Below are 15,182 nucleotides of genomic sequence, written 5' to 3'. Positions count from 1 at the left end.
CCAGCGCCACGTGCGTACAGGCTGACGCGCGATCATCAGAAGGCCTCCTGGTAAAGCCTGATGCGGGCGGCCCGCTCGGCCTTGGCGCGTTCCTGCTCGCGCTGGACCCGCAGGCGGTCTTCCGCAGCCTGCGCCATGGCCAGGCCATGCAAACGCATCTGGTCGGCGCCAATCATCGCCTGCTCGGCGGCGAGCCGGGCTTGAATGTCCATCACCGTGCGAACGTTGGGCGCCTTGGCCAGGGCGGTCGCGATGTGCTCAAGCCCGTCGCGGCGTTGGGCGGCGACATCTGCGACGTGCTCGGCCATGGACAGGTCGCGGGCGATGCGATCACCGTTTTTATCAAGATCGTCATCACCCTGGTCGCCGCCCCTGGGCGTATAGAGCCGGCTTTCTTCACGGCGGGCTTTCGCCCGGGCCCCGACCTGGCCAAGCGCTTGAAAGTCGCCGCGGCTGGCGGCGAGGTATAGGTTGAGGTCAGGTGCGACCGCGCGCAGCTCCGGCGCATCCAGAAGGCCCGCAATCGCGCCGATCTGGGAGGGGGCGTTGAAGCTGTCATAGAGGGCCTTGGTCTGATCGACCTGCCGCCTGATCGCATCCAGCTGGTCCATAGCCGTGGCCGCCTGACGAACGAGACTGGCGTAGCTATGAGCGTCGTAGACCATCACCTGGGCTCGAGCGGTCTCGACGCACGCGGTGAGCTGAAGGATTGCGGCGGCAACCGCTGCGGCGCGGTGACGGTTCATAGGCGTCTCCTGGCTTCTTGAAAGGGCTTCATCCAGAAAGCGGGATCGTCTCCATGTTCGGCGCGTACCCGATCGAGCAGCCCGACAGTCTCGGTACGGCCCGAAAGCACAGCCAACGCGTCGTCCAGGCCGCCAAGACCAAGCTCGGCGACCACCGAATCCACGCCCTGCTTGATCAGAAAGCGCCGTTGTTGCGGCGCCAGCTCGTGGCGGACCAAGGCGAACTCGCGCTCGCTCAGACCAAAGCCGTCGATGTAGTCGGACCGGCTTGCATGGGGGTTGGGTAGGAAGATCTTGGTGACGCACTGCTCAAGGATCGTGGGCGCGATCGGCGAGGCCAGCACGTCGGCCGGCGATTGGGTGGCGAAGACCATCAGGGCGTTTTGCATGCGATAGGTCTTGAGACCTTCGCGGGCGAGGCCACGAAACGCTTCGTCGCCCAAAGCCTTCCAGAATTCGTCGACGTCGACGATCAGACGACGGCCATCGACCAGAGCTTGGATGCGATGGAAGAGGTAGAGGATAATCGGAGTGCGGATCTCCGGCAGATCGAGAAAATGGGTGATGTCAAAGCCGACAAAGTCGGGCTCCAGGTCCAGCAGGTCGACGTCATTGTCGAGCACCCAGCCCAGCGGGCCGCCTCGACACCAGCGCTCAAGCCGAGCGCCGAGGCCGGAAGGGTCGCGCTGACCCAGGAGCGCGCGGACGGCCGCAAGGGAGCGCTGCGCCGGGGCCAGCCGCGCCAGGGCCGCGACAGCGTCGTCGATGGCCAGGGCTTCGTTCGGCGTCAGCGGTCTGTCGGCCGGCGCGGCCAGTTGGCGCACGAGACTTGCGAGAAAGACTCGCTGACCGGGTCCGTCGTGCGGCGCTTTGAACGGCGCTAGGCCGGTCGGAACCCCAGGCTTCAGCTCCAAGTAGGTTCCGCCGCAGGCGCGCACGAAAATCTCGGCGCTGCGCCGATTGTCGATGAAGACCTGTTTTGCCCCAAACTTCTCAGCCTGTGACAAGGTGAAGTTTTGAATGACGGTTTTGCCCGCGCCGGTCGGACCGCAGATAAATGTGTGACCCACATCGCCGACGTGAAAGTTGAAGTAGTAGGGTGAGCCGGATGCGGTGCGCATCAGGGCGACCGCAGGTCCCCAATGATTGCCGCTCGCCCGCCCCGCCGGATGGGCGTGAAGGGGCGCGAAAGCCGCGAAGTTTCGGCTGTTGATCGCCGCGGGGCGCACGCGATGTCGGAAATTGCCTGGAAACTGCGCCCAAAAGCCTGCTTCCAGTCCTAGGTCCTCGCGCACCGCGACCAGACCACAATCAGCGAGCAGGACCCGCGCCTTGGACAGACGCTCGCCCAGTTGGCGCATGTCATCAGCGTAGACCAGGACCGAGGCTTGATGATCTCCCATGACGAAACGGTTTGAGGTCAGATCGTCGAGCGCCTGATCGAGGCCGCTGATCTGAGATGCAGCACGGTCGCGGGCGCTTAGCATCTGATTTTGCTTGCGGCTCAACACCGCGCTGGCCGCCGCCTTGGAGAGAAAGCTGAACGATTGGGTCGCCACCAAGGCGAACGGCGCCGACAGCAATCCATTCCAAAGCCCAGGCCGTGTGGCGGCGGGATATTCCTTTATGCCCAGAATGCCGGCGAAGCGGGCTCGGGCCGGGTCGCGAATTTCCAACGCCTCGCGCCCGAAGATCACGCGATCGGCGTAGATCGCCTGTCCCAGTCGGCCCCGCACGAGGGGAGCCGGTTCGGCCCGGCCGCTGAGCACCAACCGCAGGAGCTCCAGCGGCTGGGAGAAGATGAGACCATCGCGCTGATAGAGCGTCAGTGGCGTGACGCCGTACCGGGCAAGATGCTGGCCAAGGTCACGCCCGGCATCGGCCAGAATCTTCGTTCGCTCCGTCAGTGCCCGTGCGTCGTTCGCGCTGCCGGCCCACCGGCCCAGAAGGTGCTGCGCGCGATCTGAAGGGTCGCGCCCCGGATGAAGAACCAGAGTCAGATAGAGCTCGTTCGCATAGAGCTTTTGGGCCTCCATGCGACCGCGATAGGCCTGATCCAGCTGTCTGGCGAACTGGGACCGGAAATCGCCTTCTGGATACTGGCTTTGTTCGCGGCGGATCAGATGGTGCCAGATCGCCAGTTGTTCGGAGGCCAAGTTGCGCCAGGCGCCGTTGAGCTTGGCGTGCCAGTCGTTGAGATCGCGGATGTCGGCAGTCTCGAAGCTGGCGCCGTTCACGCGCAAGCTCAGCATCAAGGCGCCGCTGTCGAGCGCGACGATCTGGTCGGTCACATGCCGCGTGTAGGGAAGGTCCTCAGATCCGTCGCGTTCGCGCTTCAGCCAGGCGGGCTTAGGTCGGGCGACCAGAGAGTCAGCCACGGTCCACCTCCTGGGGGATGAACCGACGTCGCAGCGCCAACGGCGTCGGCGAACCGCCGCCCCACGCAGCGCGGTTGGTGGCTCGGCTGCGGGTCCTGACAAACGCGAGCAGGATCCGAAAGGCGTTGTGATCGTTGCGGCAGATAGCCCGGCATGTCAGCCAGAGTGCCGGCGCGATCAGCAAGTAGATTAGAGAGCGACCCGCCAGGAAGGCGACGGCCGTGGTCATGGCGATGAGGCCCACGGCTTCCATCGGTGCGCCTGCGACCATGGTCGGCCGGGTGCAAGCCAAGAACAAGGTGTCCTCGGTCAGGCGCTCTTCGCTCGCGTCGGCTGGGCTCATGATCCACCCGCCCCTGTGACGAGATCGACGATCGTCGCCGCGCCGAAGGTGACGATGATCGCTACGACCACCGTGCCCGCCCGTTGCAGATCCAGGCGCCCAAACAGCCACATGATGCCTGTGATCATCACCGCCAGGATGGCCAGGCCGCGGATTACGTTGCTGTTGAGAAGATCAATGAGGTTTTGAATGAAGCCGCCCAGGTCGCCTCCGGCGCTCTGAGCCAGAGCCGGACTGGTCGCCGCCAGGGACAAGAGGCCGGCCATCAGAGAGGCTTGAACAAGTCGCGGACGCGCTTTCATGGCAAGGATCCTGTGTTGGGTGAGAAGACGAAGGCGGCCCTTCGCATCCGGGCGCGGGCGAAGGCGTCCCACAGCGGCGGCTCAGGCAGCGCTACAGGATCGGCTCTCGAAGCTACGGCGGGCCTGGCGGCGTCCCAGCTCACCGGGGCAAGTTGGCCGGCGGCCTGAACCACCTTGGCGACGTAGCCGTTTCGAAAGCCGCGCTCACGATCGCCGGTGTTGTAGAGTGACAACGCCTCGCGCACCGCCCGCTGCTCATAAGCCCCAAGCCGACGGGAGCGGTTGTAGCCTTCGACAAGAATCCTGGCCGAAGCCGCCAGGTTGGCGCACGGGTCGAAAACGTCGTGGAGGCTCAGGCCCAAACGCGGCAATTGCCTTGAATTGATCTGCCCCAGCCCAAGGTCGAGATTTTGCCCCGCTGCGATCCGCCGGCTGGCGGCGCCGACCGCCTCCTCGCGGGAGGCGGGTCTGAGCCTCTTGGCCGGGCGGCCGTTGACGCCGATCGCCAGCGGCTCGAAGCCGCTTTCGACCTTCACAACCGCCAGCAAGGTCTGCGGGGCGACGCCCGGCGCGCAGGCGATGCTCAAGCCAAGAGCTGTTGCAGGATCGATGGGCATGACGTCTCCCTTCCGAGGGAGACTGAGCCGGCCCGGGAGGACGCGCGATGCGCAAGCCTACGCGGCCCACCTGGGTGGTTTTACCCACCGGCGAACGTCAAAATGAATCCCCACGCGTCGAGTCGGCGGAGCAGCCGTGTCCGACAGCAGTCATCTGGCGGCGAGGGGCGAACCTGCGCCAGGTTTGCCGGTCGCGGGATAATCGAGACCTCGGCATTTCTCGCCGCCCGAAGGCGGACCTTCCCAGATCGGAGAAGAGTCAGGTTGCGCTGGCCTCCGGAGTTAGGGGCGTTTTTCGGTCGCGCCGCTGGCTATGTGCCGCACCGGCCTCAGACCGGCTTCAGCAGATCAATGGGTTGGACGTTCAGCGCAGTAGCGATCTCGTACAGCGTCACCACCGCTGGGTTTCTTAGACCTCGCTCCAGGCCGCTGCGTTAGTTGTCAGTGAGGAGGCCCAAGCGCCGGGCTTGATCGACCGCTTGAATACGGCGTGCGACGCCGAAGAGTTCACAAGCCCTGGCGACGTGCTTTTCGACGGTTCGTCCCGATATGCCGAGGATAATGCCGATCTCCGCCGCGGTTTTACCCTCCGCCACCCAAGCCAGGCACTCCAGCTGCCGTGCTGTCACGCCGATATGGATCGCCAGGGGCTCCTTGCATCTGGCGGCAACAGCTTGCCGGCGCGGCTTGAGAGAATCGTCTGTGAGCCGCCAGCTTTTGGGCTCTGCCTTGGTCGGCGGCCTTTCTTCGCCGCAAGTCGCGTCGCCGCCCGTCTGAACAGAGATCCTCGAAATCCATACCATCGAACCACCGTTACGCAGCCGCTCAAGCTTCCGCGCGTACCGGCGTCGATCGAGGATACGCAGGCGCAAGCCAACTCACGTCAGGGTTGTCTCCCTTCGAATATATAGCCAGTATATTGCGCGAATATTCGCCCGGCGCTGGCTCGGCATGCCCGAGCTATCGTCGCCGGTCAGACATCATATCGGGCGATGAGGGGCCGAAGTCGAGCGCGCCGGGGATCGAGATGGCGCACGGGCTGCAGCCGAGAAACGCCGCCCACGCCCGCCGTTCTATATAGGATGAATATACGGCGAATATCGGCAAAGCCCTTGCACAGAGGGTGGCGTGCCGCCCCCGCATGGACTTAGACTCGCTCTAAGTGCGGCACGTTCCGCAACCCGGACGCGTCACGAGCGACGAAAGGCACGATGAAGACTTCGCTGGATCACCTGCCGGCCGGCAAACGCCGGGAACTCGACCTTGTGGTCGAGGTGCTGCGCTCAGGCTTCGCCGAGGCGCTCAGCCGGCGGACCATGCCGCGATTTCGCAATGGCAAGCTGCTGAAGATCATCCTGTTCGGCAGCTACGCCCGCGGCGACTGGGTCGAAGATCCCAAGGGCCGCTACTTCTCCGATTACGACATCCTGGTGGTGGTCAACCACGAGGACCTCACGGACCTGGAGGAATTCTGGGCCAAGGCCGACGAAGCCCTGCTACGCGAACTGGCGTCGGGCGAGCGCCTGCGCACCCAGTCCAACTTCATCGTCCACAGCCTTGATGACGTGAACGAACAACTGCGTCTGGGCCGCTACTTCTTTACGGACATCCTCAGAGACGGGATCAAACTTTTCGACGAGCAAGGCTTTCCGTTTGCGGCGCCCGTGGCGCTTTCACCGCAAGATGCATACGTCGAAACCAAGGCCTATTTCGACGAATGGCATGCGAGCGCAGTCGGATTCCTCGACACCGCCCGTTACGTGCGCGGCCAGAGCCGGCCCAAAGAGGCCGCTTTTCAGCTGCACCAGGCAGTTGAGCGCGCATATCACGGCCTCATCCTCGCCCTGACGCTCTACAGCGCCAAGACCCATCGGCTGAACCTCCTGCGTGATCGAGCAGAATCCCTGGATGCTCGACTGATCGGCATCTGGCCGCGTACCAACAAGTTCGAACGTCAGGGCTTTGACTTAATCCGACGCGCGTATGTCGAAGCCCGTTATTCTCCCCACTACCAGATATCCGAAGAGCATCTGGCTTGGCTGGAGGAGCGGGTAGGTTCGCTTCAGACCACGGTTGAGACTGTCGCGCTCGAACGGATCGAACAACTGCGCCGCTCAGCCGCTTAACGCCTGCGTGCAGACAGCCGAAGATCCGTCCGGACTGTGCCATGCTGGACGGCCTTTGGCGGCCAGATGTTTCATCCACGCGCGGCCAACAAATCGTCCACCCGGATCATGCCAAACAGCATCAGGCCGCTAGGAGACGTCGTGCAGCGCCGCAGATTTCCCGCATGCCGTCGGGCCTTGGAACGGATAGGTCGATCATCTTGTCGAGTGCGTCGAGGGTCATGGGCCTAGGCAATACCGGATGGGCGCGACACCTTGGGCGACGCATGATCTGCAAGGCCGCTCTCCCCTGGCTTCCGGATATTTCGCGCCGGCGGCGAGATCGCGCCCATGAGCTGTCGTTGGTCTGGCAGTGCCCGCGCACGCCCTGTCCACGCGCGAGGTAGCCGGCCAGCGTGCGGTCAGGCTCCAGCGTTCCGCTCGTAGCAGTCCATCCCTTCGGGGGTCTGTAGACGTCGACCATGACCGCACCGTTAGGCCGATCCAGGAATGAGAACAAGACGGGAACGCAGGCCGCGACCACGGGTCACCCCGGAGCGCGGCGCTAGTCCCCCCGCCTCGCCTGCCGGCTTTTTGTGTTGGATTCGTTGCAATGAAGCGCGTTCGCTGAGGGCGGAGTTGAGCCAGCGGCGGCGATAGGCTGTCGGGGCAGCGGTTGCCTTTGCACAAGCTAGTATATGCTCGCTTCCAGCGACGCAAAATGATGCGAGATCGCCGTTCTGAATCGAGGTGGGATGTGGCTGGTCAGCTAAGCGAAAAGGGAACGTTCACCGGGAACTACCACGAGTACAAGAAGACGGTTCTCGCATATGCCGCCACCGTAGCGATTGCCGCTGCCGCCCAGTTTCCCAAACCTACAGATCTCTCCCTCGCGGGCTTTAAGTTGTCGACTGAGGCGATGACCCTTGTCGTCTCCGGCTTATGCGTGGCCACTTTGTACTACGTCGCACAATTTACTCTCAGGTGGCGCGATGAAGGTGTCGTGGAGCTTCCGCTGGGGTCTGGGGAGGTCCAGTCAAGAGTGGACATCTTAGAGAATAACCAGCGCGCCTTAACCCTGTCGATAAATACCATGTCCAGACAGTGCGAAGCGCTAAAATTGCTATCTGAAACACCACAGCCGGAAATGTCGGCGATGCCGCATTCTAGCTATTTCAAAGACTGGCTCACGAGAGAATTGGCTGAACTATCTCGGGGGGATGATTTGCAGGATCAGTTTCGCCAGGCGAACTCCATTGCTGATAGGTGGAGGTTTCCTGAAGGAATCGTTCCGGAAGAAGAGCAGAAGGAACGAGATGCGGCCTTCGCCGCGCAAATAGAAGAGTATTTTCAAAACACCATACCAGCAGCAATAACAAAAGCCGCCGAAAAGAGCGTTGGCAACTTCGAGCAGGATCTGAATCAAAAGTCGAACGAACTTCTCGGTTTGTACATGCAAATGCAAGCTGGGTCATTTGCGACCTACAAGCTGTTAAAGAAAGCTTGGAAGGAGGAATTAGCCCAAATTAAGCGAGCTGCCTCAGAGACTGAAAAGTTAGGTAAAAAGTTATTCGACGTGAAGGTGACGCGACACCGGGAGACTGTTGCAGATATCATCGTGGTATATGTGGTGTCAATTTCCAGCCTATGTTTCTGGTCAGTAGTTTCTGGCTTCTTTCCATGGGCCTTTGGGAAATACCTGGTCGTGTCGCTGGCCTTGAGTATCGCGTTCTCGATTGCATTCTGGTTTTTCGCTTGGAGCGGTGGTCCGAGGTTATCGCGTCTAGCTGACGATCTTGCTTAACGATATCGTCGATGCGGTGCCTCGGTGCAGGCAAGCGAGCGATGCGGATTCTGGATCTCTGATTGCGCAATGTCGCAATGTAGATCCACGCCTATGAGGAGGCCTTCATTGGACCATAGATTGATAGGGGTGGGTGGAAGCGCTGGTGGGAGCTTCTCTGTCGAAGATTTAGGTGCCCCTGGGGCACGATATACAATCACTACGGTCGTCGATACCGGTCGAGGTGATTCTGACGATAGGGCGCGCCTCACAGACAATTCAGAGCGCACGTTTCTCGTCGATATATTATTAGCGAAATACGCCGCGACGTCGCCTGTGCTAAATTTCGGGTTTGCAGAGGAGGATGGTGGCTCGCATCTAGTATTTCCGAACGGATTTGGTGCAGAATTCCAAACCTTATCCGGTGCATTTCAGCTGCATTTAAACAGCTTGCGCGAAGCATCTATAATACGTGGGCATGTTGTGGCCAAGAGCGCAGATGAGGCCATGGGAAAGCTTGCGAATTCAGCGTCGGTCGTTCTTGACCATCTTAGCTATATTGCTCGTGTACCTCTTCGAACGGGAATGCTGAGGGTAACAGATGAAAAAAATCTGACCACAACAATAGAAATTGTGTCTCCGGATAGGCCGGTTGTGGTTGGAAATGCCGAAGAAGTTCTATTTATAGAATTGATGCCGATATATGCCCTATACAGAGAGAGCAAGAACTCTGAAAGCCCATTCTACAAAATACTATGTCTGTATAAAATACTTGAGGGAATATTCGGGGTTTTGCGCGGAGAGGCCCGAAAGCGTGCGGCTGCGCTAGGCATTCAGCTGGATAAAGCAAAAGAAATTGTGCCTGATCACGTCGACATTTCGGATGGCCTTAAAGAGTACGTTGGGTGGCCGATGGCGGACTTCTATAGCAGGGTGCTGCAGAAGAAATATAGGGATGTTGTTGCGCACTTCCTGATAAAAGAAGTTGGTGTACTACACGTCGGTGTTTCTGGGCAGGTCAACATGTTCGTTGATATGGCATTCCTATTTGACCTATGCGTGCAGGTGGTTATTTCAAACCATGAAGCCTTATTGAAGAAGATCGCGGAGTTCGAGGCGAGAGCTTAAGGGGGGCGTACGGAGCGCATTAGTCGGCGGACTATCGACTGCCGCGAGTGAAATCGGGACCCTTGCATGCCAAGACTCAAAAGCCGCCGGCGGGGTTGCCCCTTGGGCTGCGCCCCGTTGTAGCGGGGAGCTTTACCGCCTTCCATCCGGTCTCTCCCCAAAGGCCCGGCGTGCCGACTCGCTGGCGTACAGCGCGTCGATCGCTTTCTTGATCAGCTCGGAATTGTCCATGCCCAGGCGGGCCTTCAGGACGGCGAATTTCTCGACCATCTCCTGCTCGAAATAGCCCCCGATGTGTTTGCGGGCTTCTCGGGACCGATCGCTTAGCCGAGACGCCGATCGCGCTGCTGCTGGTGGTGGCGGGGGTGGCTCCGGATCGCCCTTGCCCAGGGCGTCCGGGAAGGCGGCGGCTTGAGCGTTCTTCGTGACCATCACGCGCTCCGCTTCATGGTTGCGACCTTGTCCTGCTGCAGCAACTCGGCGTTCAGCCAGGCCCACAGCTCGGAGATCTCCGCCGCGCCCTTACTGTCGACTGTCAGCTCCTGGGCGGACTGGCCGCCGCGGCTGGCGTCACGATGGACCTTCAGCCGATGGATCACGACGGGCGACATCGGGACGTTTGCCTTGTCGAAGATGATTCCGCGCGACCTCGGTCTCGGATCGGCTGTTGGGCGTCGCCATGGTCAGCACCGCGGCCGCCGGCGTCCCGGTGTTCCGCGCCAGGCGCACGGTTCGGGGCAGCTGCTCGTAGGCCTCGATGTCTGGGGTGCAGGGGATCAGCACCAGGTCGGCGCACTCTACTGCGGCGCCGGCCTGCGAGCTGGCCGCTGGCGGCGTATCGATCACGACCAAGTCGCAGCCGGCGGACCGGGCGCGCTCGATCTGAACGCCCAGGTCCAGCTCTGTGCTGAACATGACGGCCGGGAGCGAGCCCTCGGGTCGCCGGCGCGACCACTGAGTGACCAACTGCTGCAGGTCCATGTCCAGGACGAGAGTCATCAAGCCCGCGTTGGACGCAGCGACGGCGAGAGATCGGGTCAAGGTGGACTTTCCGCCCCCTCCCTTTTGCATGGCGATAGCGACGACTTTCATCGGTTCCGGCTCCTAATATGCAGGCGTGCACGTGTGCCGTTGTGCAGTTGTGCACAACGGGGGATGTGTTCAGGGAAGGGGTGAGGGTGGGGCGCGGCCGCTATATAAAGAGTGGTCGGCCAGTGGTGCGTGGAGAGTCTGAGAGCGCCGAAAGGCGGCCGCTCCCAGGATATTCCCAAGGAACGAATGATCCGAGCGTGAACAGACGCAGACCATTCATGGGAGTATGAAACGGAAAGATGAGGGTTTTCAGAGTGGCGCGGATTTCGCGTCAACGCAGTTTCATGAGCGGAATTTCCTGAAGCGCCGCCGGCAGTTTTCAGACGCTTTTGCTCGTCAAGAGGGTCACGCGTCGTCCCCTTGATCGGCAAACCAAAGCGTCATGTAGGTTTTCTGTTCCGTTGCAACTCAACGCCTGTTTTCGGCCATCACGATTCCCGCCGCGGCGTCTGCGGACCTTCGAGATAGTTCTCGGGCAAGCGCATCGCGACTGCGCCAGCCGCCTGGGAGCGCTGCGACCGCATCTAGGCTGGACGGGGGAACTTTATCCAAGCGGTCCGTCGTAGCGGGACAGGCCGCGTGTCGCTCCCCTGGCGTCGCCGTCGCGCAGGATAGCCGCTTCCTCGGTGAGCGGCGCCGAGGACACCACGCGCGCGAATGCGGAGCGCGCCAGGGCCGCATCGGCGAACCGCACGATGAAGACCCGGTGTTCCGCTGCGCTGTGAAAGATCAGCGCGACCCCGCCCATGGTCTTGCGCGCGTCGACCTGCTTCAGGTCGCCGAAAGCCAGGCGCCAGGTCTTCAGGATCCACATCCTCAGCCCGTCCGCCTCGATCCAGAAGTGCGGATTGATGCTGTTCTTCGAAACGCCGCTTAACAGGAAGCCCCCTCGGGGGGCAACGCCACGCACCGGAAACTCCATCGCGTAACGGTCAACGGCGTATTGGATGTGCATGGGGGCGTAGGCGTAGAAGTGGCCAAAGCCGCCGCTCACGAACGGCGCCGAGCCCATCTGCCAGGAGAGCCAGTTGAGCGCCTCACGAGGCACCTCAACAATCTCGCTCAATTGACTCCATCGCTTGGAGGAGAGTGCTCACTCCTGTTTTTCGAACATGCAGCAGCATCAATGATATTTGCCGCTTCCAATTCTACACTTTCAGCACCGGAAACACCGCGAACCGCCGCCACGTGATACGTGATGTGACAGATTTCCCCAACTTTAGGCAGGCGATCGCCGACCAACATATATGGATACTGGAACTCCATTACATCCCCAGTCGTAGTTTCCGCAGCGATCCTCACAAACGTTCTCAAGAACCCAGAATATGGCGGAACTTTCGATAGTTTTACTACGCGAACCTCGACGCTGCAGGATTCATTGGAGACGACACCGGTGGGAGCCTGCGCAAGAATGGCCGCTAGCGCGGCCGCCCCCGCACTCTTCCGCTTAGGGCGCCGGTTTGCTGCATAGCTACGAGCCCAGTCGAGTCGCCGTGGCTCAGCGGATTATTATGGACGTGGCGTACCAGTTCAGGCCGTCCTTGTAGCCTGAAGGGTCGGTTTGGAGAGACAGATTCCCCCGACGCGGCCCGGCCATACATCGGGCGATTTTCCCTGACGCCACCTGGCTTTGCGGCGGCTCACGCGGGCGATGTTTGCCCGGAGCGCCGATTTGGCCCTTGAGGCCGTTTTGGCGGCGCGCATGGACGCGCGGATTCGATTTTCAAGACCTTGGCCATGAGCTTTCGCACGCCCTGGCGGGCGCGGGAAGAGGCTGGCTGAAAGGGTGATAGGGCCGGCGATCAGGCCTGATCGTCAGGCGCGGAGCTTGTGGCCAACGCCTGGCGCACGGCGGCAAGCTGGTCGGTCTGGAGCCTGGCCCCCGAATGGGTGGCGGCGTGAACGCTGCGCCAACAGGTCGGACAGCTAACCGCACCCCGACAGATCTTCAGCTCGGCCCAATTTCACCCTTGCGGCGAGGGGGCCGTCCACAGATGACAGTGCCCTGGCCGCCCTACAAATCGCACAGCCACTGCCGATTAGCTTGTCAGTTCCGTTAACCCGTCAGCTCCTGCGACGCATCATTCCCCAACTCGGGAAACTTTATTTTCGCCGCCCTATAAATTCTGATCATCGAAGAAACACCGACGAATAAAATATTTGGATCAACACCCTCAAATGAAATTACAATCATATCTTCATGACCACACCAGTTATTTGCGGACCAAATATATCCCAACTCATTCCCAATAAATTCTTCAAATAATATATTTGAGAGATCCTCACTTTTTTCACCTTCCCTTTCAACAATATCATAAATTATTTCGTCACTATCCGCACATACGCGAAAATTTAGCTGATGAGTATCGAGTTCTATAGTTACAGCCTCGAAGGACTTTGTCTCATCGTCGCAAAAAAGCGCTCCTTTACCGTATATTCCACGGCAAGTTTGGCCGAAAATTTTATCGTATTCTATGGCAAAATCTCTACGCATGACCGATCACTAATACCTCTGCCCAAGTCGGTTCGCATCCTTGGTAAGTTTAATCGCTTGTTGGGCTTTTGTATCCCCCCGCACAGCCGCTTGGGCAGTTTCGCCGAGAGGCTTGTTTGCCCACGGCCCCATCTCTCGCACGACAGCAGCACTCGCGCCACGAGATCTTGCAACGTCACCCGTCTGCTCTCCCGCTCGGGAGGTCAAGGTTCCAAGTTTACTTGCTACGCTAGGCGTCACTCTATATGTGGAATTTTGCGTTGACTGCATCCCACCCATAGAAAATACCATATTGGACAGCTCAGCCTTTTCCACAACAAGTGCATTAGTCGTAGAATTATATCGAAAATCTCCTTTTAATTCTATAGTCTCGTACGTTTTTCCCTCATACTTCATCACGACATGAGTATCTTTGCGATTGTCCGGAAGAGCGTGACAGGTTGTTTTTACCTCTCCCTTGTCATTAGTGGTCGTGTTGCACACAACCGTGACCTCGCCTGTCGGATCGCGCTTATTCATCGGATCATTGCCGACGTAGGCGTACCAGTTGAGGCCATCATCGTAGCCCGTGGGGTCGGTTTGCATGAACCGTCCCAGGGTCGGGGAATAGGCGTTCATCGGATCATTGCCGACGTAGGCGTACCAGTTGAGGCCATCATCGTAGCCCGTGGGGTCGGTTTGCATGAACCGTCCCAGGGTCGGGGAATAGGCGCGAGCCTTGTAGTGGTAGAGCCCCGCCTCCGGGATCCAGGCCTGGCCGGTGTACTGGAACCGGCCAACATTGCCCGCGGCCGGAATGCCGTATTCGTCGTAGGTGTTGGTCCAGACCTCCACGCCCGAGGCGTTGGTCACCCCCACGATCGAGCCTTGCGGATCGGTCAGCAGCCAACGGCGGTCGCCGGTCCCCGAGCCCTCGTACCAGACGATCGGCGCATCGGTCCCTGCGCCTGGCACGTAGCGGCGCAGGATCTGCCCCGACGTATTCGTCTCGGCCACCATGTCTGGGCCCGAATAGAGGAACTGCGTGGTGGTCGCGCCGCTGGCCACCGACCATAGCCGGCCCGAAGGCTCGTAGGTCAGGCCGGCGGTTCCGGCCGAGGTCAGGTTGTTGAGCAGGTCGTAGCCGTAGGCGGTGGCGCCATCGTTGGTCAGGTTGCCCCGGTGGTCATAGACCATCGTGGTCTCCGCCACCGTGTCGTACTGGTTCAGGCCGTTGACGGTGTAGGTCTTGCTGGCCTGGCCCCCGCTCCATTCGTACCGCATGTCGTTGGCCATGCGGGCCTTGACCTGGCCGGCGGGGTTATAGGCGAAGGTCCAGGTGCCGCCAGCATTGGGACAGGCCACCGTGTGGCTCAGGCAGGTCAGCCGCGAGGCGGCGTCGTAGCCATAGCTGGTGGTCGGGCCGTTGGGGCGCACCAGACTCTTGAACCGGCCCAGGTCGTCATAACTGTAGGTCGCCAGAAGGCCGGCGCCGTTCTCGCGCACCTCGGTGAGCGCCCCGGTGGCGTCGTACTTGTAGGTAACGAAGAAGGTCGGCGCGGTGTCTGGCCAGGTGATCTTGGTGCGATGACCGGCCGGATCATATTCGTAGCTCATGGTCCGGCCGCTACTCAGGGTCTGGCCGACGGTCTCGCTGGTCAGCCGCCCCAGGGCGTCGAAGGCCGCCCAGGCGGTCTGGCCGCCATAGGTCGCCGAGGTGCGGTGATCCAGGTTGTCGTAGCCGTAGGTTTCGCCGCGCAGACCGTTCTGGGCGCGGTTCAGGGCGTCGTAGGTGAAGGTGACCACCGAGCAGTCTAAGGCTGTCCCCGCATCGCGCCGCCGCCAGGTCGTGCGGTTGCCAGCCAGATCATAGCAATAGCCGTCGTAGTCGGTGGTCGAGCTGACCGCGCCGTTCCCCGCCGTCGGATAGCGCACCTTCATGAGCCGGTCGAAGCCGTCATACTCGTAGGTCGTGCGGTTGCCCTTGCCGTCGGCGACGATCCTTTCCAGGCCGTTGTCGGTGTACTCGACAACCTCCTTGTCCACTTGCGGCGCGACCCCGTAGCCGCTGGTCACCTTCTTGACCTGGCCGGCGGCGTCGTACTCGGTGAAGGTGATCCGGTCAGGACCGTCCGTCCCCGCCGTTCCCGGAACACAGGCGTCCGGCTGCGCACCGAAAGCGTCCGGATTCATCCGCACCGCGACACATTGCAGG

The 15,182-nt window shown here is 60.9% G+C and carries 15 protein-coding genes; 3 read left to right on the top strand and 12 right to left on the bottom strand.

Annotation, left to right across the window (positions count from 1 at the left end; translation table 11 throughout):
- Positions 1-35: 35 nt before the first annotated feature.
- The 6 genes from ASD47_RS23835 to ASD47_RS26370 form a co-directional block, all read right to left on the bottom strand.
- On the bottom strand, positions 36-746 hold the full coding sequence (locus tag ASD47_RS23835) for a type IV secretion system protein (RefSeq protein ID WP_056762145.1): 711 nt from the start codon (positions 744-746) through the stop codon (positions 36-38).
- Positions 743-3,124 (bottom strand): VirB4 family type IV secretion/conjugal transfer ATPase, encoded by a 2,382-nt coding sequence (locus ASD47_RS23830; RefSeq protein ID WP_056762144.1) that lies wholly within the window; start codon positions 3,122-3,124, stop codon positions 743-745. Before ASD47_RS23830 ends, ASD47_RS23835 begins: the two co-directional genes overlap by 4 nt.
- On the bottom strand, positions 3,117-3,467 hold the full coding sequence (locus tag ASD47_RS23825) for a type IV secretion system protein VirB3 (RefSeq protein ID WP_056762142.1): 351 nt from the start codon (positions 3,465-3,467) through the stop codon (positions 3,117-3,119). Before ASD47_RS23825 ends, ASD47_RS23830 begins: the two co-directional genes overlap by 8 nt.
- Positions 3,464-3,769, bottom strand: a complete 306-nt coding sequence (locus ASD47_RS23820) for a TrbC/VirB2 family protein (RefSeq protein WP_082564776.1) — start codon at positions 3,767-3,769, stop codon at positions 3,464-3,466. Before ASD47_RS23820 ends, ASD47_RS23825 begins: the two co-directional genes overlap by 4 nt.
- Positions 3,766-4,386 carry a lytic transglycosylase domain-containing protein gene (locus ASD47_RS23815; protein ID WP_056762138.1) on the bottom strand — a complete coding sequence of 207 codons (621 nt, stop codon included), beginning with the start codon at positions 4,384-4,386 and terminating at the stop codon, positions 3,766-3,768. Before ASD47_RS23815 ends, ASD47_RS23820 begins: the two co-directional genes overlap by 4 nt.
- 434 nt (positions 4,387-4,820) lie before the next feature.
- Positions 4,821-5,258, bottom strand: a complete 438-nt coding sequence (locus ASD47_RS26370) for a helix-turn-helix transcriptional regulator (RefSeq protein ID WP_200945295.1) — start codon at positions 5,256-5,258, stop codon at positions 4,821-4,823.
- 339 nt (positions 5,259-5,597) lie between these two features.
- Here ASD47_RS26370 and ASD47_RS23810 point away from each other — a divergent pair, with 339 nt between their 5' ends.
- The 3 genes from ASD47_RS23810 to mauJ all read left to right on the top strand — a co-directional run bounded on the left by ASD47_RS23810 (position 5,598) and on the right by mauJ (position 9,402).
- The gene (locus tag ASD47_RS23810) at positions 5,598-6,512 is read left to right on the top strand and encodes a HEPN domain-containing protein (protein WP_056762136.1); all 915 of its coding nucleotides are present in this window, start codon (positions 5,598-5,600) and stop codon (positions 6,510-6,512) included.
- Positions 6,513-7,248: 736 nt separating this feature from the next.
- Positions 7,249-8,295, top strand: coding sequence for a hypothetical protein (locus ASD47_RS26880; RefSeq protein WP_156402396.1), 1,047 nt, complete (start codon positions 7,249-7,251; stop codon positions 8,293-8,295).
- A gap of 108 nt (positions 8,296-8,403) precedes the next feature.
- The gene (gene mauJ, locus ASD47_RS26875) at positions 8,404-9,402 is read left to right on the top strand and encodes a methylamine utilization protein MauJ (protein WP_156402395.1); all 999 of its coding nucleotides are present in this window, start codon (positions 8,404-8,406) and stop codon (positions 9,400-9,402) included.
- Between the two features lie 132 nt (positions 9,403-9,534).
- Here mauJ and ASD47_RS26870 read toward each other — a convergent pair whose 3' ends face one another.
- The 6 genes from ASD47_RS26870 to ASD47_RS23790 all read right to left on the bottom strand — a co-directional run.
- The gene (locus ASD47_RS26870) at positions 9,535-9,834 is read right to left on the bottom strand and encodes a hypothetical protein (protein WP_156402394.1); all 300 of its coding nucleotides are present in this window, start codon (positions 9,832-9,834) and stop codon (positions 9,535-9,537) included.
- Positions 9,834-10,013: a hypothetical protein gene (locus ASD47_RS26865; RefSeq protein ID WP_156402393.1), complete on the bottom strand. Its 180-nt coding sequence runs from the start codon at positions 10,011-10,013 to the stop codon at positions 9,834-9,836. Before ASD47_RS26865 ends, ASD47_RS26870 begins: the two co-directional genes overlap by 1 nt.
- Positions 9,973-10,494, bottom strand: a complete 522-nt coding sequence (locus ASD47_RS23800; RefSeq protein ID WP_056762133.1) for a ParA family protein — start codon at positions 10,492-10,494, stop codon at positions 9,973-9,975. Before ASD47_RS23800 ends, ASD47_RS26865 begins: the two co-directional genes overlap by 41 nt.
- A 544-nt stretch (positions 10,495-11,038) precedes the next feature.
- A complete protein-coding gene (locus ASD47_RS27815; RefSeq protein WP_082564774.1) occupies positions 11,039-11,560 on the bottom strand; it encodes a hypothetical protein in 522 nt (173 codons plus the stop codon).
- A 990-nt stretch (positions 11,561-12,550) separates the two neighbouring features.
- Positions 12,551-12,988 carry a DUF6334 family protein gene (locus ASD47_RS26855; RefSeq protein WP_156402392.1) on the bottom strand — a complete coding sequence of 146 codons (438 nt, stop codon included), beginning with the start codon at positions 12,986-12,988 and terminating at the stop codon, positions 12,551-12,553.
- Positions 12,989-12,997: 9 nt separating this feature from the next.
- Positions 12,998-15,182 (bottom strand): RHS repeat-associated core domain-containing protein (locus ASD47_RS23790; RefSeq protein WP_162251704.1); only part of this gene is annotated, 2,185 nt, incomplete at its 5' end.

Origin of the sequence: Caulobacter sp. Root1472 (assembly GCF_001426985.1) — a bacterium.
Classification (GTDB): domain Bacteria; phylum Pseudomonadota; class Alphaproteobacteria; order Caulobacterales; family Caulobacteraceae; genus Caulobacter; species Caulobacter rhizosphaerae.
Note: the sequence above shows the minus strand (reverse complement) of the source record. Positions and strands in the feature narration are given on the sequence as shown.